The organism is Thiovibrio sp. JS02 (assembly GCF_053485635.1).
Genome location: NZ_CM130715.1, coordinates 2,404,641 through 2,425,084, shown reverse-complemented (window position 1 = coordinate 2,425,084; position 20,444 = coordinate 2,404,641). Strand labels below are relative to the sequence as shown.

At 60.3% G+C, this 20,444-nt stretch carries 21 protein-coding genes; 7 read left to right on the top strand and 14 right to left on the bottom strand.

What is annotated here, in order from left to right:
- Nucleotides 1-22 precede the first annotated feature (22 nt).
- Entirely contained in the window at nucleotides 23-1,282 is a 1,260-nt protein-coding gene (locus ACUUL3_RS11095; RefSeq protein WP_448551350.1) for an EAL and HDOD domain-containing protein, read from the top strand.
- Here the strand turns inward: ACUUL3_RS11095 and glyS are convergent.
- The 8 genes from glyS to rpoZ form a co-directional block, all read right to left on the bottom strand.
- Complete coding sequence (gene glyS / locus ACUUL3_RS11090) at nucleotides 1,272-3,347, bottom strand: glycine--tRNA ligase subunit beta (protein ID WP_448551348.1); 2,076 nt, start codon at nucleotides 3,345-3,347, stop codon at nucleotides 1,272-1,274. The two genes, ACUUL3_RS11095 and glyS, sit on opposite strands and share 11 nt — an antisense overlap.
- A 23-nt stretch (nucleotides 3,348-3,370) precedes the next feature.
- Entirely contained in the window at nucleotides 3,371-4,153 is a 783-nt protein-coding gene (locus tag ACUUL3_RS11085; protein ID WP_448551346.1) for a GTP cyclohydrolase, FolE2/MptA family, read from the bottom strand.
- Between the two features lie 148 nt (nucleotides 4,154-4,301).
- Nucleotides 4,302-4,655 carry a response regulator gene (locus tag ACUUL3_RS11080; RefSeq protein ID WP_448551344.1) on the bottom strand — a complete coding sequence of 118 codons (354 nt, stop codon included), beginning with the start codon at nucleotides 4,653-4,655 and terminating at the stop codon, nucleotides 4,302-4,304.
- Between the two features lie 52 nt (nucleotides 4,656-4,707).
- On the bottom strand, nucleotides 4,708-5,709 hold the full coding sequence (galT, locus tag ACUUL3_RS11075; protein ID WP_448551342.1) for a galactose-1-phosphate uridylyltransferase: 1,002 nt from the start codon (nucleotides 5,707-5,709) through the stop codon (nucleotides 4,708-4,710).
- A gap of 12 nt (nucleotides 5,710-5,721) precedes the next feature.
- A complete protein-coding gene (gene dksA / locus ACUUL3_RS11070) occupies nucleotides 5,722-6,087 on the bottom strand; it encodes an RNA polymerase-binding protein DksA (RefSeq protein WP_448551341.1) in 366 nt (121 codons plus the stop codon).
- 132 nt (nucleotides 6,088-6,219) lie between these two features.
- A complete protein-coding gene (gene moaC, locus ACUUL3_RS11065; protein ID WP_448551339.1) occupies nucleotides 6,220-6,723 on the bottom strand; it encodes a cyclic pyranopterin monophosphate synthase MoaC in 504 nt (167 codons plus the stop codon).
- Between the two features lie 23 nt (nucleotides 6,724-6,746).
- Nucleotides 6,747-7,874, bottom strand: coding sequence for a molecular chaperone DnaJ (gene dnaJ / locus ACUUL3_RS11060; RefSeq protein ID WP_448551337.1), 1,128 nt, complete (start codon nucleotides 7,872-7,874; stop codon nucleotides 6,747-6,749).
- 7 nt (nucleotides 7,875-7,881) lie between these two features.
- Entirely contained in the window at nucleotides 7,882-8,154 is a 273-nt protein-coding gene (gene rpoZ, locus ACUUL3_RS11055; RefSeq protein WP_448551336.1) for a DNA-directed RNA polymerase subunit omega, read from the bottom strand.
- A gap of 563 nt (nucleotides 8,155-8,717) precedes the next feature.
- On the opposite strand from rpoZ, the gene ACUUL3_RS11050 reads away from it, so the two are divergent.
- From ACUUL3_RS11050 to ACUUL3_RS11035, 4 genes are all read left to right on the top strand, one after another.
- Nucleotides 8,718-8,960 carry a hypothetical protein gene (locus ACUUL3_RS11050; RefSeq protein ID WP_448551334.1) on the top strand — a complete coding sequence of 81 codons (243 nt, stop codon included), beginning with the start codon at nucleotides 8,718-8,720 and terminating at the stop codon, nucleotides 8,958-8,960.
- Nucleotides 8,961-9,070: 110 nt separating this feature from the next.
- Nucleotides 9,071-9,862, top strand: coding sequence for a FlgO family outer membrane protein (locus ACUUL3_RS11045; RefSeq protein WP_448551332.1), 792 nt, complete (start codon nucleotides 9,071-9,073; stop codon nucleotides 9,860-9,862).
- A 65-nt stretch (nucleotides 9,863-9,927) separates the two neighbouring features.
- Nucleotides 9,928-10,539, top strand: a complete 612-nt coding sequence (locus ACUUL3_RS11040) for a FlgO family outer membrane protein (RefSeq protein WP_448551330.1) — start codon at nucleotides 9,928-9,930, stop codon at nucleotides 10,537-10,539.
- A gap of 9 nt (nucleotides 10,540-10,548) precedes the next feature.
- Nucleotides 10,549-11,181 (top strand): hypothetical protein, encoded by a 633-nt coding sequence (locus ACUUL3_RS11035; RefSeq protein WP_448551328.1) that lies wholly within the window; start codon nucleotides 10,549-10,551, stop codon nucleotides 11,179-11,181.
- Nucleotides 11,182-11,377: 196 nt separating this feature from the next.
- Here ACUUL3_RS11035 and ACUUL3_RS11030 read toward each other — a convergent pair whose 3' ends face one another.
- The 6 genes from ACUUL3_RS11030 to ACUUL3_RS11005 all read right to left on the bottom strand — a co-directional run bounded on the left by ACUUL3_RS11030 (nucleotide 11,378) and on the right by ACUUL3_RS11005 (nucleotide 18,936).
- A complete protein-coding gene (locus tag ACUUL3_RS11030) occupies nucleotides 11,378-12,157 on the bottom strand; it encodes an endonuclease/exonuclease/phosphatase family protein (protein WP_448551326.1) in 780 nt (259 codons plus the stop codon).
- 20 nt (nucleotides 12,158-12,177) lie between these two features.
- Complete coding sequence (locus ACUUL3_RS11025; protein WP_448551324.1) at nucleotides 12,178-13,359, bottom strand: glycoside hydrolase family 5 protein; 1,182 nt, start codon at nucleotides 13,357-13,359, stop codon at nucleotides 12,178-12,180.
- A 23-nt stretch (nucleotides 13,360-13,382) separates the two neighbouring features.
- On the bottom strand, nucleotides 13,383-15,071 hold the full coding sequence (locus tag ACUUL3_RS11020; protein ID WP_448551323.1) for an ABC transporter ATP-binding protein/permease: 1,689 nt from the start codon (nucleotides 15,069-15,071) through the stop codon (nucleotides 13,383-13,385).
- A gap of 307 nt (nucleotides 15,072-15,378) precedes the next feature.
- Nucleotides 15,379-16,731, bottom strand: coding sequence for a glycoside hydrolase family 30 protein (locus ACUUL3_RS11015; protein ID WP_448551321.1), 1,353 nt, complete (start codon nucleotides 16,729-16,731; stop codon nucleotides 15,379-15,381).
- A gap of 109 nt (nucleotides 16,732-16,840) precedes the next feature.
- A complete protein-coding gene (locus ACUUL3_RS11010; protein WP_448551319.1) occupies nucleotides 16,841-17,617 on the bottom strand; it encodes an AMP nucleosidase in 777 nt (258 codons plus the stop codon).
- 17 nt (nucleotides 17,618-17,634) lie between these two features.
- Nucleotides 17,635-18,936, bottom strand: coding sequence for an adenylosuccinate synthase (locus tag ACUUL3_RS11005; protein WP_448551318.1), 1,302 nt, complete (start codon nucleotides 18,934-18,936; stop codon nucleotides 17,635-17,637).
- A gap of 328 nt (nucleotides 18,937-19,264) precedes the next feature.
- Here ACUUL3_RS11005 and tatB point away from each other — a divergent pair, with 328 nt between their 5' ends.
- Together tatB and tatC are read left to right on the top strand one after the other, a co-directional pair.
- Entirely contained in the window at nucleotides 19,265-19,600 is a 336-nt protein-coding gene (gene tatB / locus ACUUL3_RS11000) for a Sec-independent protein translocase protein TatB (RefSeq protein WP_448551316.1), read from the top strand.
- Nucleotides 19,597-20,331, top strand: coding sequence for a twin-arginine translocase subunit TatC (gene tatC, locus ACUUL3_RS10995; RefSeq protein WP_448551314.1), 735 nt, complete (start codon nucleotides 19,597-19,599; stop codon nucleotides 20,329-20,331). Before tatB ends, tatC begins: the two co-directional genes overlap by 4 nt.
- Nucleotides 20,332-20,444: the final 113 nt, after the last annotated feature.

Genomic DNA, 20,444 nt, shown 5'->3' with positions numbered 1-20,444 from the left:
CTTGTGAGGCATTTTCCGTCGTATGTCTGATGCCAATGACAGAGAAGTCGCTGCCAAACCCAATATCTTCATCGCCAGGCAGCCCATTTTTCGCAGAAACCAGAGGGTATTTGCCTATGAGCTTCTCTTTCGGGCCGGACAGCAGAATTTTTTCGACCCGTTACAGGACGGTGAAGAGGCAACCTCCAGAGTCCTCACCAACTCCTACCTTCTGATTGGCCTCGGCAAGCTCACCGGCGGCAAGAAGGCCTTTATCAATTTCACCGAAGACATGCTTCTCAATGGCGTTCCCGCGCTGTTTTCCAAGGCAACCACCGTGGTGGAGATCCTGGAAACCGTCGCGGTGACCCAGGAAGTGGTCACCGCCTGCCAGAAACTGGCCAAACGGGGCTACGTCCTGGCCCTGGATGATTTTTTCTACGAAAAGAAGTTCCTGCCGCTCCTGGAATTGGCCAAAATCATCAAGTTCGACATCCGGCTGATGGGGATCGATGAGCTCAGGCGTCAGGTTGAGGTGGTTGCCAGGCCGGAGCTCAAGCTGCTGGCTGAAAAAATTGAGACAGCCGAGGAGTTTGAGCTTACCAAGGAGATGGGGTTCGATCTCTTCCAGGGCTACTTTTTCAGCAGGCCGAACATCGTCGAGGGGCGCGATATTCCGGGTTCCAAGCTCCAGTATCTGCAGATTTTGAAGCACATCCAGGATGAGAATTATGATTTCGGCAGGCTTGCCGAACTGATCAGCCGTGACGTTTCCCTGGCCTATAAGTTGCTCAAGTATGTGAATTCCGCTTACTTTGCCCGGATGCAGGAGATCCAGGCGGTGCCGGATGCGGTGGTCATGCTGGGGGAGATCAATATCCGGAAGTGGCTCTCGTTGATGATGCTCTCGTACATGGCCGACGACAAGCCTTCCGAGTTGCTGCGCATGGCAACCATGCGCGGCTGCTTCTGCGAGTTGATAGCCCAGCGGCTGTTGCGCTGCCCGGCCGAGAGCGGCAAGTATCACACGGTGGGCATGTTCTCCCTGTTGCCGGCCCTGCTCGACCGGCCCATGGCCGAAGTCCTCCACGAGCTGCCCCTGGCTCCGGTCATCAAGGAAGTCCTGCTGCGCAAGGCCGTAAATCCCATGCGTTATACCCTGGCCCTGGTCCGCGATTATGAGCGGGGCAACTGGGATTCGGTGCTGCGCCTGGCCAAGGGGCTCAGGATCGAAGCGACTTCCCTGCCGGTGCTCTACGATGAGGCCCTCGATATCGTAGAGCTCTTCGAATTCACTGATTAAGGGCGTACATCTTTGAGAAATCGCCGATGCCGAGGAAGAGCCGGGCAATGGCGGTGAGCAGGTTCAGGCGGTTCTGCCGCACCTTTTCATCTTCCACCATGACCATCACCTTGTCGAAAAAGCTGTCCACCGGTTCCTTCATCCTCAGGATCACGGTCATGGCCCTTTCGTATTGCCCTTCCGCCAGCAGGGGGGACACCTCCCCCTTGACGGACTGATAGGCGGAATACAGCTCCCGTTCCGCAGCCTCCAGGAAGAGGGCCTCCCGGACCGCGGTTTCCTTGTTTTCCTTGATGATGTTGATCACTCGCTTGAAGGCGCCGGACAGTCTGGCAAAAGCCTCCTGGTTGCTGATGGCCAGCAGGGCGTCGATGCGGCGCCGGCAATCAACCGGGTCGGCAAAGGAAACCGAGGTGACCGCTTCCACCGCTTCCGCCGGGATGCCCTGGCTGGTAAGGTCGTTGACAAAACGGCCCCTGATGAAATCGAGCACGTTTCTGGCCGCCTCCTCGCGAGGGATGGTCAGCTTGTCGCCGTAAAGCGTCAGGGCCTTGGCGATCGCTTCCGGCAGGGAGAGCGGAAAGCCCATGGCGGCGGTTATATTGAGCAGCCCCAGGGCGAGACGGCGCAGGCCGAAGGGGTCGGTGGTGCCGGTGGGGGTCTGGCCGATGCCGAAGCAGCCGGCAATGGAGTCCAGCCGGTCCGCCATGCCCACCAGGGCGCCGGGGATGCTGGCGGGCAGGGCGCCGCCGGCCCGGACCGGCAGATAATGCTCGCGGATGGCCTTTGCCACCTCATGGCTTTCGCCGTTGAGCAGGGCGTAATCCTGGCCGATCACGCCCTGCAGGGTGGGGAACTCGCCGACCATGCTGGTGAGCAGATCCGCCTTGGCAAGGTGCGCGGCCCGTTCGGTCTGGGCAAGATGAGCCGGCGCGAGCTGTCTGGCCAGCAGGCCGGCCAGGGCCTTGACCCGCTCTGTCTTTTCCAGCATGGTGCCGAGCCTGGCCTGGAAGATGACGCCGGAAAGGTCGGGAACCCGGTCGGCCAGGGATTTGTGCTGATCTTCCTTGAAAAAGAAAAAAGCGTCTTCAAGCCGGGCGCGGATGACCCGCTGGTGGCCGTCGGCGCCCAATTTGGCATCTTTCACCCTGGTGTTGTTCACGGCCACGAAGTGGGGCATGAGCCTGCCGCTTTCGTCAACCACGGCGAAATATTTCTGGTGCTCGCGCATGGAGGTGATCAGCACTTCCTGGGGCAGGGCCAGAAAACGTTCCTCAAAGGTGCCGCAGATGGCAAAGGGTTTTTCCACCAGATTGCACACCGTGTCCACCAGTTCCTCGTCGGGGAGGATCGTGCCCCCCACCTGCCTGGCGGCCCGGGTGATTTCGGCAAGCACCGCCGCCCGCCGTTCCGCGGGATCAACCACGACTTCGGCGTTGCGCAGGGTTTCCAGGTAGTCGTCGAGCCCGGAGGCGGGGAAGGGGCCGCGGCCCATGAAGCGGTGGCCCTGGGTGCTGTTGCCGCTGGTTGTCTGATCCAGGGTAAAGGAGATCGGTTTGCCGTTGTAGACGGCGAGCAGCCACTGGATCGGCCGGGCAAAACTGATGCGGCCCTTGCCCCAGCGCATGGATTTCGGGAAATTGAGGCTGGTCACCACCTCGGGCAACAGTTCGGCAAGCAGTTCCGGGGTGGAGCGGCCCTTTTCCGCGACCCTGACCATGAGATATTCGCCCTTGGGGGTTTGGGCAACCTGCAGGGCCTCGATATCGACCCCGCGTGATTTGGCAAAGCCGATGGCCGCCTGGGTGGGCTGCCCTTTCTGGTCAAAGGCGGCTTTTTTCGGCGGCCCCAGCACTTCCTCTTCCCGATCCGGTTGTTGTCCGGCCAGGCCCTTAACCGCAATGGTCAGTCGGCGCGGGGTGGCCAGGGTCCGCAGGGAGGCAAAGGGCAGGGAGAGGGAGCCCAGCTTTTCGCCCATGATTTTTTCCAGCTGCTTCATGGCGGGCATGAGATAGCCGGCCGGGATTTCTTCGGTGCCGATTTCAAAGAGGAGTTCATCTTGCATGACTGGTGTCTCGTTTGTAATGATCAGTGGGTTGCCGGGGATTGGCCCGGGCTTTGGTTCAAGGTGTTTTGCTCCGGCCATTCCAGGGAGGCGAAGGTGCTGTAGCCTTGCGCGAGGTTTTCCACCAGGACGGAAAACCAGCGGATCTCCGGATGCTTCTCAAGTTTGCCGCCCAGGGCCTGGGTGAGGCTTTCCACGGAAAGGGAAAGCTCCGGGCCGCTCTCGCTGACCGGCCAGTTGAGTCCGTGGCTGGTCACCTCCTCCACCAGGGTGATGATCTCTTCGATCCAGATGAAATGCCGGAAGCGCAGCTGGATGGTGGCCCGGCCCCAGTGCCCGAGTGAGCGGGGCAGGCCGTTGTTCACCTGGGAGGGCAGGGGGGGGGAGATGGGCACCTGGACTTCCAGGATCAGATCGTCGGTTTTTTGCAGGGAGCCATGCATCCTGCATGGGTATTCATGGATCTCCACGGATTTTCCCTCTCCCGACGTCCTTTTCAGAAAGTAGGGAAAGGCGATTTCCATGTGGGCCGCCTCGGCCTGCAGCCTGGCTTTCATCTCCTCAAGGATCAGGTGGAAGCTTTTCAGGTTGATTTCGCCGTGGAAGCGGTTGAGGATCTCCACAAAACGGCTCATGTGGGTTCCCTTGAAGTGGTGGGGCAGGTTTACGTACATGTTGACCGTGGCCACGGTTTTTTGGGTTTTCTGAGATTTGTCCAGAACCGTGACCGGGTAGGAGATGTTTTTTACCCCCACCTTCTTGATGTTGATGCGCCTGTAGTCGCGCTGGCCTTGGATATCTTTCATTGCGGTTCCGCTCACCTGCGTCTTTGTTCGCCATCCGTAAAAAAAATAAGCCTCGGGGCCGGAAAGCCGGGGCCGGCGCCTTCCGGAGAAGGGCGGAACGGTCTCGGCTCAGGGGAGGCTTTGCGCACAGGGGTACCGCAACTGCGCACTACTTGCTGAGATGCTTCTTTACAGCGGCCTTGAGTTCGTCAAGGTTGGAGGACTTGACGATATACTCATCCGAGGCCCAGGAGGCCAGATCCTGCTTGTACTCCTGGTAAGCGGAGCTGAGGATGACCGGCAGGGTGGGATTTTTTTCCTTGAGCTGGCGTAATACGTCAATGCCGTTCAGCCCCGGCATGTTGATGTCGAGGATGACCAGATCCGGGGCGATGATTTTCAGCTTTCCCAGGGCCTCTTCCCCGGACAGGGCGGAATGCACTTCGTAGCCTTCCTCTTCCAGTTCTTCCCGGTAGAGGAGATGGATGCTGTCTTCGTCGTCAACGAGCAGTATTTTTTTCATTGAGCCCCCCCTTTGTAGTTGCTCAAGATTTTGAAGCGGTTTCCGGCAAGGGTCAAATTTCCGCCTCTTTTAGGTAACGGGCAGCCTCTTCCGGCGGAATGGGGTTGATGTAGAAGCCCGAGCCCCATTCAAAACCGGCGATCATGGTCAGTTTCGGCATGATTTCAAAATGCCAGTGGTAATGCTCCAGCGGTTGCGAGCGCAGCGGTGCTCCGTGCAGGACGAAGTTGTAGGGGACATTGGGAATGCATTTGTCCAGGCGGCGCATACACTCGGAAAAGATCTGGGACAGCGCGACAAAGTGGGCATCGTCCATGGCCAGGTAGGAGGAGGCATGCCGTTTGGGCAGCACCCACATTTCAAAAGGCGAGCGTGGCGCATAGGGGACGATGGCGATGAAGAGGTCGTTCTGCGCGACAACCCGCAGATCCTGATTGATCTCCTGGCGGATGATATCGCAGAAGATGCAGCGTTCCTTGTACTTGTAGTAGGAAAGGCTGCCCTCCAGTTCGGAGCTGATCATCCTCGGCAGGATGGGCAGGGCAATGAGCTGGGAATGGGAATGCTCAAGAGAGGCGCCGGCCGCGGCACCGTAATTCTTGAAGACCATCACGTAGCGAAAGCGCGGATCCTGGCCGAGGTCGACCAGGCGGTCCCGGTAGGCCCAGAAAACCTTGACCATCCGCTCCGGTGGCAGGGTGGTGAAGGTTTCGGCGTGGTCCGGGGTCTCGATGATGACCTCGTGTGCCCCGATGCCGTTCATCCGGTCATAAAGCCCCTCGCCTTCCTTGTTGAGGTTGCCTTCAATAACAAGGGCAGGGTACTTGTTGGGGACAACCCGCAGATCCCAGCCCGGTCTGTTGGGCTGGTGTCCGGCGGCGCTGCTGTAGCTCAGGACCTCGGGAGGGGTGGTGTTCTCGTTGCCTGGGCAGAGGGGGCAGAAGCCGCCTTTGGCCGTACTTTTTTCCACAATGAAATCAGTGGGCCGCTTCCCTCTTTCGGTGGAAATGATAATCCAGCGGCCAATGATCGGGTCTTTGCGGAGTTCAGGCATCGTCGGCTATCCCTATAAGCCTTTCTGGGCTCGTTCGTGGTTTTCCTGATGGGTTTTGCACTCGATGCAGAGGGTGGTGACGGGGCGCGCCTCAAGGCGCTTCACCGAGATATCGTCTCCGCATTCGTCACAGATGCCGTAAGTCCCCTCGTCGATGCGTTCGATGGCTTCCCGGATTTTTACAAGCAGCTTGCGTTCACGGTCACGAATGCGAAGCTCGAAGCTCCGGTCGGATTCGGCACTGGCCCGGTCGGTGGGATCGGGATAGTTGTCGGTGCTGTCGGTCATCTCATGGATGGTTTTTTCCGCTTCCTGCAAAAGATCCTGGCTCATGGCCTCGAGTTTTTGGCGAAAATAATCAAGTTGCTCTCTTTTCACTCTGTTACTCCCTTGGTATGGCTGAGGCAAACTGCTTTTTCAGCGAGGTGCATCCTTGTCGGCATCGCGGACAACGCGTTGCCGACGGTTATTCCTTAACAATACTTCCGGTTATCCATCCGGCCGCGGGCATCATCCTTCGTTTCGCGCATAGGTTCCACTCTTGCCGCCGGTTTTCCTGATGAGCCTGATGTTGCTGATGATCATGCCCTTGTCCACGGCTTTGCACATATCGTAAATGGTCAGGGCCGCCACCGAGACGGCGGTGAGGGCCTCCATCTCGACGCCGGTCCTGCCGGTGATGCCCACGGTTGCCCGAATCTCAATGGAGCTGGTCGCCTCCGAGAGGTCGAAATCGACCGTCACCTTGTTGATGGCCAGGGGATGGGCCAAGGGGATGAGCTCATCCACCTTTTTTGCCGCCATGATGCCGGCAAGGCGCGCAACCCCCAGGACATCGCCTTTGGCGATATTTCCGGATCGCAGCAGGGCAAACGCTTCCGGCGAAAGGGTGATGGCTCCCGCCGCCATCGCCTCCCGCACCGTTTCGTTCTTGGCGCCCACGTCGACCATCCGGGCATTGCCGGCATCGTCAAAATGGGTGAGCGGATTGGGCGCGGTTTCTTGGTCGCTCATTTTCTCTGACCCGGCGGGAAGAATCAAGACTTTTCCTCGGCAAGCATATGGAGAATTTTCTTGAAAAACCCTTCTTCCTCGTGGGATTGCCCCTTTTCCTTTTGCAGTCCCTCGAACTCGCTTAAAAGCTCTTTCTGTTTTTTGCTCAACTTCTTGGGGATGATGACCTTGATGCCGACGAACATGTCCCCTTTGCCGCCCCCCCGCAGGGAGGGAACCCCTTCGCCCCTGAGGGTGAAAACCTGCTCGGGCTGTGTGCCTGCCGGGATCTCCAACTCTTTGCTGCCGTGGATGGTGGGGATGGTCACCTTGGCGCCCAGGGCGGCCTGCACCATGCTCAAGGGGAAATGGCAGTGGATATCGTTGCCTTCCCGGTGGAAGAAATCATGGGCTTCCACATGGAGAATCACGTAGAGATCCCCGGGAGGGCCACCCTTGCGGCCGCCTTCGCCCTCCCCCCTGAGGCGCATGCGGGCGCCGGTATCAACACCGGCCGGAATTTTCAGGGATACCTTCTTGCTCTTCCTGACAAGGCCGGCGCCCTGGCAATCGTTGCACGGCTCGGTGATTATCGTTCCTTCGCCGTGGCATTTGGGGCAGGTGGTCTGCACCCGGAAAAATCCCTGCGCATGCACGACCTGGCCGTGGCCTTTGCAGGTGGAGCAGGTTTCCGGTTTGTGGCCCGGCCTGAGCCCGGTTCCTTCGCAGGTCCAACAGGTGTCCAGCTTGGTGATCTCGATCTCTTTTTCCGCGCCGTGCACCGCTTCCATGAAGGAGATATGCAGGTCATAGCGCAGGTCGTTGCCCTGGACAGGGCCCTGCCTTCTCTGTCCCGAACGGCCGCCGAAGCCGCCGAACATGTCGCCGAAGATATCGCCGAAGCTGGAGAAAATGTCTTCGAAGTTGCCCGGGCCGCTGTAACCGCTGTCCTTCAGGCCGGCAACCCCGTAGCGGTCGTAAATTTTCCTTTTTTCAAGGTCGCCGAGCACCTCGTAGGCTTCGGCGGCTGCCTTGAATTGCTCCTCAGCCTCTTTGTCCCCCGGATTCTTGTCCGGATGATACTTCATGGCCAATTTGCGGTATGCTTTTTTTATCTCCTCCGCGGACGCGTCGGCGCCGACGCCAAGGGTTTTGTAAAAATCCTTTTCCATTGGTCAGTTAAGAAGCCTGATCCGTGAGCGTGTTCGCCTCCTGGGCGACCGGCTCTTTGACTTCCTCCGCATAGGCGTTGTAGCTCTGAATGGTTTTGAAGTTTACCAGGCCAGACGCAATTTCCCGCAGGGTGCAGACGATTTCCTTGTTTTTGCAGCGCACCAGAAAAGGAGCACCCTTGCGGTGCTGTTTGATGCGCTTGACCGCGAGATGGATAAGGGAAAAACGGTTTTCGTTTCCGATCTGGCTGAGGCAGTCTTCCACAGTAATACGTGCCATAGTTGCAACTCCTCCTTGGGGAGAACTGTTTGAGCTTATTGCGGCAGATTAAACCGAAAAAATATAATCTATCGCGACTTTTTAGCAATGTTTTTTTCGCCGCGCTCCGGCGGAAGCCCGCCAGATCGGTATTTCCGGCTTGGAATTTTTTCCTGACCGCGTAAGCAGGAGGCCATGCGGCGTCTTGCTCGGGCAAGCGAACGGTGGCGGTTTGCGCCTTCCAACCAGTTGAATTTTTGGTTTTTTTGTCCTGTGGTGCTGTTTTTGGGAAAACCGCCAATTCTTCAGGACCCAGCCGCGCAATGGGCTGCGCGCATGGGTAAGAGATCTTGTTCGTGTTTTTTGGCACAGAATATGCTTGTTGACAATGCAGCAGAGAGAAAAATGGGCGAACGGCTGCGGGCAGGAAGAAAAATATTCCCTGTCCGCTCGCCAGGAGCGCTTTGGTTGCGGTCCTGGCGGGAAATTTTTTCCAGGGTCCGCCTTTTGAATGGAATGTCATTTTGCTGACATGGGCGCAGGCGGGCCTGGCGTCTGCCGCAAGGCAAGGGGAGGTGTTGGTTATGAGAATCGTGGCGGTGCTGCTCTTGCTGCTGAGCTGTTTCGGTTGTTCCGGTGGAGTCTATACGGAACTGGCCGAGGTGCAGATGCGTCTCGGGTCCCCGTCTGGCGCCGGCGGGGAGAGGGTGCCGGTGATTTATCCGGGCAAGCAGGCGCTCGACCGGATGGACCCGATGGTCCAGGCCTTTGGGCCTTCCTGGCGGAACATGGAAGACGAGTATCCGGCATATAATTTTAATCCCTGATGCCCTGGCAAAAGCGAAGGAAGGACAAGGACGGGGAGTTCAAGGCGTTAACCGGTGGGAATCCCGTCTTGGGAGTCCACCAATCCTTAATCGGGTATGGAGGGTTTGCAATGCGAAAAACAATAATCATCTCCGCGCTTGCCGCGCTCTTTACGGCAAGTCCGGCCACTGGCGATGACTCGGGAGCTCCGGCGGCCGCTGGCGGCAATCCCGTGATATCTGGCGGCCAGGTTCGGCCTGTGCCTGTCTATCGGCCTTATTTCTACAACTATCCCCACGCCCTGCCGCCCGATTATGTCTTCCGCACGGCCCGGGTTTTTTCGCCCCATAATCTGGCCCTGCCTCTGCCCGGTGGCGGCAAGGGGGCCGGCGGAGCGGGCGCGCTTCCGGATCAGGGCGCGGCGCTGAAAACGGCAATCACGCAGCTCGGCAAGGCACTGCTGGTCAACGCCAGAGAGGATGTTGTCGACGAGTACGTGGTGGCGGTGAGCACCTTCGTGAACCTGGACAACCTCTATGCCACCTCTTCGCTGGGGCGCTACCTCGGCGAGCAGTTCATCGGTGAACTGCAGCAGGCAGGGGTGGAGGTGGTGGAGGTGCGTAAAACCCCGGGAATGATGATCAGCGAGCATCACGGCGAGTACGGGCTCTCCCGGGACATGGATGAATTGGGCTTTGTTCAGTCGGCGCAGGCCATGGTGGTGGGCACCTATACGGTGACCGAGCAGGAGGTGCTGGTGAATGTCCGGTTGCTGCGTAATGAGGACAATATGGTGCTTTCCACGGCAAACGCCGTTTTGCCGTTGGGCTCCCTGACCGCGGGGATGCTGGCCAACGAAAGCATGCCGGCGGTCGCCATCGGCACCTCCAGGGTGACGGTCCGGCAGTTTCCGGAAAAATGACGGACCTTGCAATGGTTGCGGGACACCAACTTGCTGTCAAATTCCCGACAAGGAGAAGGCGGGGTATGAAAGAGTTTCTGCGGATCGAGAGGGCGGGAAGGCTGGCAGGGATATTGCCGTTGGGACTGTTGCTGCTTTTTCTGGTTGGCTGCGCGCCGAGGGTGAACAACGGCGGCACCGTATCGGTGGTCACCCCTGATTTCTTCGGGGTCGGGGAAGAGCTGGCCCTGCAGCTCGCCTCCGGCATGCAGGGAGGCGGTCGCGGTCAGCGCCTGCTGCTCACCACCATTGTCGAGCTTGACAATCTCTATGCCAGCAGCCGGTTCGGCCGGACCCTGAGCGAAGCGCTTTCGACCAGTCTTTTCCGCCATGGCTTCGCGGTGGTGGAGATCCGCAAGGGGGCCGAGCTGCTGATCCGGGATAACAGCGGCGAGCTGATGCTCACCAGGGATGCCGCGCTTCTGGCCAAACAGCAGCAGGTCGCGGCCGTTCTCACCGGCACCTACTCCCTGACTCCGACCACGGTGATACTCAACCTGAAGCTGCTCGATGCCGGCTCGCAACAGGTGCTTTCCGTGGCCGGTCTTGAGTTGCAGCGCAGCCGCACGATCAATCATCTCCTTGCCGCCGGCAGCCAGAGCGGCAGCGATGCCTTTCTTTCCGCCTATGAGCGTTGAGGAGCGACCATGCATAAATTGATCATTGCCGTGTTTCTGTTTTTTGCGTTCTGCGCCTGCGCGCCGAAACAGAACAATTGGGCCTCTTCCCCGGTTCCGGTGAAAAAGAATTCGCCGGTGGTCTATATCTACCCTGAGGTAAACACCTACCAGGAGATGACGGTGGGGGTGCTGCCTTTTCAAATGCCGGCCAACATGCGACCGGAGCAGGGGATTGGCGTGGCCATGCTTTTCAAAGATGTGCTTCTGGGCAAGCAGGCCTTTCCCAGGGTCCTGCGTCTGGAAGGGTCCTATGACGATCTTCCGGCCGCCCTGGCCGCCGGAAGCAAGGCCAAAGTGGATCTGGTCCTTGCCGGCAGGGTCAACTATGCCCTGGAGGGGAGCCAGTTCGGAGGCGGCAGGGTCGAGGTGGCCACCCGGCTTCTCAATGTGCATACCGGCAATACCGTCTGGTACATCGAGCAGTCCATGGATCAGCCCATGGATTATCCGGACAGCTCCACCTGGAGCCGCTTTGTCGCCTCCTTCAACCCGCCGGAGACCAGGGATTCCCAGGTCGGGCCGGTGGTCCCCAATATGCTCGCCCAGATCGCCTTTGACATGGGCGAGGTCATCGCCGGCGCACGGACGGTGGCGCGGTGACAGGTCGATGCGGTGCCGGGAGCAAAGGCCCCACCTCTTTTCGCCAGGATTTTTCGGGCTGCCGAGGTCGGCGTGTTTGCATCGTCGGCCACTGACGGTCAGGCAACAGGCGTCGTATCGGGAAGGACCGCGGTATGCGTTGAATCGTGCGGGAATTTTGCCGTCCGGGAAATGGTTGCCCCCGGCTGTCGCCGGATCACCCCTTCCAGTCGAGGGTTGCCGTGATGGGGTAGTGGTCCGAGGGGAAGAGGTTCCCGTGGCGCGCGCGGTCGATCTGCGCGGCAAGCACCCGGAAATGGCCGGAGATAAGGATCCAGTCGATGGCCGCCATTTCCTCCTGCCGGCCATAGGCATGGAAGGTGGCCCCATCTTCCGCCTGCGGCTCAATCTGCCGCAGGGCGTCGCGCAGTGTGCCGTCGCCGGTCAGGAGGCGGTAGGCGTCTGAGTCCCTGTCGGCATTGAAGTCGCCGGTGACGATGAGCGCGGTATCCCGGCCGATCCGGTCGAGCCAGTGGCGCAGAACCCTGGCGTCTCCGTCGATGGCCGTTGGTTCGTAGTCGAAATGGGTGTTGACCTGGGTAAGCACCGCCCCGGTGTGCCGGCAGGAGAGCCTGGCCCAGGTCACCGTGCGGGGATAGTTGCTTCCCCAGCTCATGCTGCCGGGAACTTCCGGGGTCTCGCTCAACCAGAAGCAGCCGGTGTCGAGAAGATGGAAGGCGGAACGGCGGAAGAGCAGGGGCGCCATCTCCAGCGCGGTGCCTCCGGGGCCGCTCCGATGGCTGCCGAGGAAATGATGGTCCGGGAGATTGGCGCGGACAAACTCGGCCTGCTCGCCGTCGAGACATTCCTGGAGGCCGAGGAGGTCGGGTCCGAAGGCGTCAATCCTTTCCAGGGCAAAAGCCTTGCGCCTCTGCCAGTGATTTTCGCCGTCGTCGGCCAGGCCGACCCGGATGTTGAAGCTCATCACCTTGAGCATGGCTGAAATCTCTCCATTCTTCAGGCGGTGGGATTCTTGACCCGTTCCAGGGCCGCGCGGATGCCGGTGAATTGCTCCGGCCGGCCTAAGTCGGGGAAGAAGCCCTGCTCCACGCAGTCCCGATAGCTCCACTCCGTGGCGCTCTCGGTCCGGTAGGTCCAGAAGAACCAGCCCGCGTATTTCTCGAAGGTCAGCAGCTGGGCCGCGGCGTAGCCGCGGTAGGCCGCAGACATCTGAAAGGCGTCCATTTCCTCCAGGGCATGGTTGAAGGGCCCCTCCGCCCAGAGGGAGACCACCTTCAGGTTCAGCCCCAGGCTCCATTCGCCGCAATAGATCTGATAGCCCGCCTCGCGGATGAGTTCGTCCGCTTCCGTGCGCCACTCCACGGCGCTTTTCGTGATGTGGCCGAAAATGTCCAGGTTGATGTCGTGCTCGACAAAGCACTGATAGCGGTGGATGTCGAGGGCCACGTTCCTGAACTCCGGCTCCTGGAGGAAGCCTGCATACTCCTTGAAGCTGCGGAAGCCGTCGTGGAAGACCACCGTCACCCGCTCGGCTGGGCAATGGCGGCGGATACGACGATAGGCCTCGCCGGTGAAGCGCTTGAGCAGGTCGGTGGGGATATCCCAGCGCGGCTCGTTGAGCGCCTGGATGCCGTGCAGGGCCGGTTGGTCGGCGTAGCGCTCGGCCAGCCGCTCCAGCACCGTCAGGGAGTGCTCGATGTACTCCTCCCTGGTGTGCCATTCGCAGACGCCGAGGATGCCGCCGTTGTCGAAGCCGTTCTGGCAACCTGGTGCTGCGTGAAGGTCGAGGACCACCCGCAGGCCGAATTCCCCGGCCCACTCGAATACCTTGTCGACCACGGCAAGCCCTCCTTCCACAAAGGGATAGCGCGTCTCCTGGTAGCTGCGGTGATAGGGGTAGTCCTTGCCGAAGAGCCAGTGGCCGACCGGCAGGCGCACGGCATTGATGCCGGCGCGTTTGAGCCAGGCGAAATCGTCGCGACTGATGAAGGTATGCCAGTGCCGGTGCAGGCGTCGGGTTGCCTCGGCCTCGCCCAGTTCGACGCAGTAGGAGGTCTCGTCGGTGGCATCTAAGCCCGTAAACAGGCTGGGGGTGATCCACTTTTCCAGCACCAGCCAGCCGCCGAGATTGACGCCGCGCAGTTTGCTTTCGCCTTGGTGAACCGTTTGCATGGTCATGATCGCTCTTCTGGGAAAAATTTTTACAGGACCAGGCGGCGCGCGTAAAAAGAATCGCCGTTTGGCAGGTGGGAAATCGCAAGCAGGGTGGCGTCGGGGATCTGTTCGCAGATCAGGCGCAGCATCCGTTCCTCCTCGGCCGGGTCCAGGGAGTCGAAGGCCTCCTGCAGGAAAATCCACTGGGGCCGGTTGAGCAGCAGGCGCACCATGCCCAGGAGCTGCTGCTCTCCCCGGGCCAGGGTGTGCAGCCAATTGTCCTTCTGGTCGAGCTGGCCGATCAGGTAGTCAAGGCCCACCAGACGGAGCGCCTCTTCCAGCTGTTCCTGGGTGTAAACCCGGCGGGAGGCCGGATAGCAGATGGCGTTGCGCAGGGTGCCGGTGGGCAGATGCGGCCGGGGCGGCATGAAAAAGAGGCGGCCCTGGCTGGGGAGTTCGATGAGGCCGCGGCCCCAGGGCCTTATCCCGGCAATGGCGCGGAAGAGCTTGGCCCCGGTGTAGGTGTTGCCGGTGACCAGCACATGCTCGCCCCTGCCGATCTCCATGTTGAGGCCCTGGGCCAAGGTCGGGCCGTCGTATTTGGCGATGCCGAGGTCGCGGAAGGCCAGGACCGGCCGGTCGGAGCTCTGCACTCGGATCCAGTGGTCCGGCTTGGCCAGCTCCTCCTCCACATTGTCCAGCACCTTCAAGAGGCTCAGGATGCGTTCCACCGAGGCGCGCCACTCGGCGATCCCGCCCGCGTTGCCCACCGGCCAGGAAAGGGCGCCGACCATCTGCTGGAAGGCCTGGGCGGCCTGCATCATGGCGCCCAGGGTGATGCTGCCCAGGATGTAGCGGGGGGCGGAGATCAGGATCGGAAAGGCCATGTTCAGCGAGGAATAGCCGGTGCTGAATATCTGGATATTCCGCCAGGCAGCGGTTTGCACGTTCCAGACCTTCCGGATCTTGCAGAACAGCTCACGGAAAAGCTGCCGTTCAAAGCGGTCGGCATGGATCAGGGCGATGGCCTGGCTGTTTTCCCGTGCTTCCACCAGGCTGGCGCGGAAGTCCGCCTCCGCCGACTGCCGGGCGTTGGTGGCGGCGGTCAGGGGCCGGCTCACCCGCCAGCCAAGCCAGGAGGCCAGCGCCGTATAGATGATGGCGATCCAGACCAGATGCCCGTAGATGGGAAGTTGCCACGCGCCCAGGTCGAGGGTCACCACCCCGGAGCGGGACCAGAGTACCTGCGTGAAGCCGATCAGAAGCAGGATGCAGTAAAACAACGAGTGACCCAGGGCGACCGCCGACTCGCTGGCGACCCGGCAATCCTCGGCGATGCGCCCGTCCGGGTTGTCGTGCTCCCCTGGCAGGTGCGAGATCAGGTAGTGGCGGCCATCCCGCATCCAGCGGGAGAAGACATGGTCGGTCAGCCAGTCGCGCCAGTAGATCTGCAGATTGCGCTTGATGACCAGATGCGAGCCGGTCACGGCCATGTCGGCGACGAAGATGATCGCCAGTACGCCGATCTGGGTGACAAGACCGCGCATGGAGTGCTGCTCCAGGGCGTTGAACAAGGCCGCGCTCCATTGGGTGATCACCACGGCCAGGAGCATCTGCATGATGGTCAGGAGGGCCAGAAAGAAAACGGTGCCCCGAATCTTCAGTTTTTTATCCGAGCGCCAGAACAGCTTCGACAGGCGAAGAAATTCAAAGAGAAAATCGAGGGAGTTAGGCATCTGGGCTCAGGGGGTAATGGAGGAGGTGACGCCGGTCGGCTGCGATGGAATCCTGGGCGGCGAAAGGCGACGGCGGGCGGGGGGGAGAGGGCGTACCCGATTGATTTTCGCGGTCTTTCCCGGATGGCGGAAATCGTCCGCAACGGCTTTTCGGTTGTACAAATCGTTTCTCGGTTGGCATCCGGCCATATCAATCCGCCCACGGTCCCACGACAAGATCACACTGCAATTCCTACATAAAGAGGGGAACTCCGTCAACATCTTCTTGCAGGTGCCGGAAAAATCGTCGTGCTGCCCCGGCCCGGGCCTAGCCGGGAAAATGGACAAAGCGCAGGGTCATGATGGAACGGGCCGGGCTCATCGTGCGGGCGGCCCGGTTCCTGTATTGCAGCGCAAAGGGCACCGCCTGCCCGGTGCGGTTCATGACCACCACGGCGATGCTCCCATCCGGATTGTGGAAGGCCGTGGTTTCGAGCTCGTCGGCCGTGCCGGCATGCAGGATGCGTTGGGCGCCAGGGCGGATGTAGCGGGAGAAGTGGCCGAGATAGTAGAACGAACTCTGATAAAGGGGCTCTCCTGCCCGGGTATCCACCAGGATGGGCGCGCTGCAGTAATTGCCGACATGGTTGGGGCCCCCGCGCTCATCCAGCATGAGATTCCAATCCACCCAGGCAACGGTCCAGCGGTTGAGGTCGTTGATGAGCGAGCGTCCGTAGCGTTCGCCCACCTCCCACTCGCCCGTATGCGGGCCGCCTTCCTGGCACCCTTCGCTGAAGAGCAGGTGTTTGTCCGGAAAGGCTTCGTGCAGGGCGGTCAGGTTCTCGAAATGATCCCCCATATACCAGTGAAAGGCAGTACCCCAGACGTATTGCGCGGCCAGGGGGTCATCGTACACTATCCTGGCGCGCTCGTAGATCGCATCCCGGTTGTGGTCCCAGATCAGCAGGCGGAGATGGTCCAGTCCCTCTTTCCGCAGGGTCGGCCCCAGATAATCACGGACGAAATCGCGCTCTTCCTCGGCGGTGTACAGGCAGGAATCCCAGGATTGGCTGGCTTCCGGTTCATTCTGGACGGTGAGGCCCCAGAAGGGGATGCCTTCTTTTTCATACTCCCGGATGTAGCGGCAATAGTAACGCGCCCAGACCTCGCGGCATTCCGGCCGCAACCGGCCGCCGCCATTCATCTGCCCGTTGGTCTTCATCCAGGCCGGCGGGCTCCAGGGCGAAGCGAACAGTTTCAGGCCGCCGCTTTGGCGCAGGGCTTCCTTGAGCATGGGCAGAATGGCGGCCCGGTCACGCTCGATGGAAAAGTGCTGCAGGGCAAAATCGCCGTCCACTTCGGCACAGGCATAGTTCCCCAAGGCGAAATCGCAGCTGTTGATATGCGTTCGCCCCATGGTGTAGCCAAGGCCGTCGTGCGGGTCGAAGTACGCCCGCATGACCTCAGCCCGCTTTTCTGCGGAAAGCTTTTGCCAGGTAACGGCGGCCGCTTCGGTGAAGGCGCCGCCAAAGCCTTCCATCGTCTGAAAACGCTTGCGCGGGTCGATGGTGATGGCGTGTGTTTCCGGCCGGATCGTCTCGAAAGAGACGGGAGGCTGTTCGCTCAGGCGGGATGAAGTATCTTTCGCGGTGAGCGAGATATGGACGATCTGGCTGGGCATGCATTTCTCCGCGGGAAGTATCTCTTGCCGGGCAATTCCGGTTCAGGCGGCATGGCGCTCAGGACGGACAAGCGCTTGCCGGGCGGATACGCATGGGAGCATCCCGGCCTCAGCCCAGCGGCCCCTGGCCGCCCTGGCAGGCGGCCGCCATCACCTTGAGCCCCATCTGCAGATGCTCCTGGGTGTAGGTGAGGAAGATCTCCTCGGCGCTGTCCTTGCTCTTGATGCCGCCCTTTTTGAGGGGCAGGTCGGAGACGAGCATCATGGCGCCGGTGGGCACGTTGAGGGCGTAGCCAACGGCGAAGAGGGTGGCGATCTCCATGTCGATGGCCATGATGCGGTGCTTGTAGATGTAGTCGATGAACTCGTTGTCAAACTCCCACATCCGGTAGTCGGTGGTCATCAGGATGCCCGATTTGGGCACGATCTTCAATTCGCTGGTGATGACCTGTTCGCAGATGCGGTTGACGTGGATGGAGGGAATGGCCGGCACGTCCTTGGGCAGATAATGGGGGCTGGTGCCCTCGTCGCGGATGCTGGCGGTGGGGATGATGATGTCGCCGATTTCCAGGTTGTCGTCGATGCCGCCGCACATGCCGAGCATGAGCACGCACTTGATCTCGTCCAGAAAGGAGAGGCAGTGCATGACAATGCCGGCCGAGGGCGAGCCCACCCCGTGATTGATGATGCTCAGGTTCCGTTCCCGGTCATGCACCGCGCTCCAGTGGCCGCGTTTGATCTCGTTGCCGGTGATGCGGGCGAAATCATCGATATAACGGTTGAAGTTGCAGAGCAGGATGTGGGTGCCGAACTCCTTGACGCTTGAGCCGGTATAGCGCTCCAGGGTGTGGCGGGCGTAGCTGTCTGGCCTGAGCAGTGAGGTCATCCTCTCCCCCTTGCGGGTTATTTTTTCTCAAATGGATTCCGCAGGAGCATGGTCTGCTCGCGGCCCGGCCCAACGGAGAGGACGTAAGCCGGGGTTTCGGTGAACTCCTCGATGCGTTTCACGTACTCCCTGGCCTTTGCCGGCAGATCCGCAACGTTTCTGGCCTGGCTGATCTCTTCGCGCCAGCCGGCAAGCTCTTCGTAGATCGGGATCAGCCTGGCGTAGGCCTTGATGTTTCCGGGCATGGCGGAAAGGGTTTTTCCCTCTGCCTCATAGGCGGTGGCCAGCTTCAGGCTCGGTTGGCCGCTCAGGACATCGAGCTTGGTGATGGCCAGGCCGTTGATGCCGTTCAGGCGGACAGCCTCGCGGGCGATGACGCCGTCCAGCCAGCCGCAGCGGCGTTTGCGTCCGGTGGTGGCGCCGAATTCGCCGCCTTTTTGCTGCAGCTCGTCACCCACCCCGTCGAAAAGCTCGGTGGGGAAGGGGCCTTCCCCGACCCGGGTGGTGTAGGCCTTGAGGATCCCGATGACGCAGTCGATATGGGAGGGGCCGAAGCCGCTGCCGGTGCAGGCGTTGCCGGCAATGGTGTTTGAGGAGGTGACAAAGGGGTAGGTGCCGTGGTCGATGTCGAGCTGGGTGCCCTGCGCCCCTTCGAAGAGGATGTGTCTGCCGGCCTTGCGGCCTTGGTCCAGGGCCACGGAAACATTGTCGATGAAGGGGGCGAGCTGTTCCGCGTACCGCATGAATTCGTCGTAGATCTTGTCAACGGAGAGGGCCTCGCCGCCAAACCTCTTGGTGATGAGGAAGTTCTTCTCCTCAAGGTTTTCCTGGAGTTTTTCCCGGAAGAATTCCCGATCCAGGAGGTCGCCGGCCTTGATGCCCTTGCGGAGAATCTTGTCGCCGTAGCAGGGGCCGATGCCGCGGCCGGTGGTGCCGATTTTCTTGCCGCTCTTAAGGGCCGATTCGCTGCAGGAATCGAGGACCCGGTGGTAGGGCATGATGAGGTTGGCGCGCTCGCTGATCATCAGGCGCTGGGGATTGACCGGCAGGCCGCTGGCGGCGAGTTTGCTCATTTCCTCAAGCAGGACGCCGGGGTCGAGGACCACGCCGTTGCCGATGAAGCATTTCTTGTTTTCGTAGAGAATGCCGGAGGGGATGAGGTGAAAGACAAATTTTCTGCCTTCGACCACCAGGGTGTGGCCGGCATTGTTGCCCCCCTGAAAACGAACGACATAGTCGGCATACTCTGTCAACAGGTCGACAATCTTGCCTTTTCCTTCGTCGCCCCATTGCGTCCCGATGATTACCACATTGGCCATCTTTCTTCTCCTTAAAAAGCGCGAAAAAATCAGTGAAAAAATATGTATCAGCAAGCCGTCCCGGAATGGCGGCATCGATTTGCTACGGATTACCCATTACAGCCACAGGCACCATAGTCAAAGCAAAATAAAAAGTCAATTAAGATGGTCTGGCCGGATGGTCTCGCTGCTCCGGCGAAGGCCGGCCGGCCCTGCTTTTGTCATCGCGTCGCGCTTCTTGACACCCCTTTGCAAATGCCGTAGATTGCAGCTTCTGATCCTGTTGAGCCGTTTGTCCGCATCGTGCGGGCGGCCGGCGTTTCCTCCGTTTTCCGCAGAGGCTACTGGTATGTTTGGCATCGGGCTTCCTGAATTGATTCTGATCATGGGCATAGCCCTTATCGTGGTGGGGCCGGAGAAGCTTCCCGAGATGGCGAAATCCATTGCCAAGGGGGTGCTGGAACTCAAGAAAACCGCCTCGGCCCTCAAGGACAACCTGGACCAGGAACTGAAGGATGAACTCAAGCAGGATCCCTGGCAGCAGAAGGTGGGGGAGGAGTATCCCCAGCTGCCCTCCACCTCGATGATCGAGGGCGGGACTCCGAAGATTGACGCGGTTGCCTCGCCCGTGCCGGCCCCTGCCGAGGAGACGCCGGAAGCCCAAGGCGGGAACAAGGCAGGATGAGCGTTCTCGCCGGCCATTTTTCCCTGCATCTTACCGAACTGCGGCACCGGGTTCTGGTTTCCTTCCTGGCGATTCTGGTCTTCACGGCCACGGCCTATGCCTTCTCCGACCATCTTGCCCGTTTTTTCATGGCGCCGCTCATCAAGGGACATCCGACCCTGGCCAAGCTCGTTTATACCAATCTCACCGAGGCCTTTGTCAGCTACTTGAAGATTTCCCTGCTGGTCGGGCTCATGGCCAGCTTTCCGGTCTGCTGCCATCAGCTCTGGATGTTTGTTTCCCCGGGTCTGCACCAGCATGAAAAGCGGGTGGCCCGGCATGTGGTGTTCTGGGGCACTTCCCTTTTTGCCGGCGGCGTGGTCTTTGCCTACTTTGTGGTGCTGCCCCAGGCTCTTTCCTTTCTGCTCAGCTTTGCCACCGAGCGGCTCATCCCCCTGCCCAAGCTGGACTCCTATCTCACCTTCGTGGCCAGGACAGCCCTTGCCTTCGGTCTTTCCTTCGAGATCCCCTTTCTCATGGTCATGGCCACCAAGGTCGGCATTGTGGCCAGGGGCTACTTTGCCCGCCGCCGCAAGTACTTCTACATCGCCATCGTGATCCTCTCCTTCCTGCTCACCGTGGGGGATATCTTCTCCACCGTTCTGCTCGCCCTGCCGCTGTTCGGTCTTTACGAGGCAGGGATTCTCATCAGCCGGCCGTTCAAGGGGAAGGAGCCGGCCAGCCGCGAATAGCTCCGATTATCCTCACTCTTGGCCCAGCATGATTTTTCATGGCCGAGGTCTGATGGCAAGCAGAAATAAAAAAGGCCGGTGCGCTGGCGCAACCGACCTCTCTTCGGTTTTCG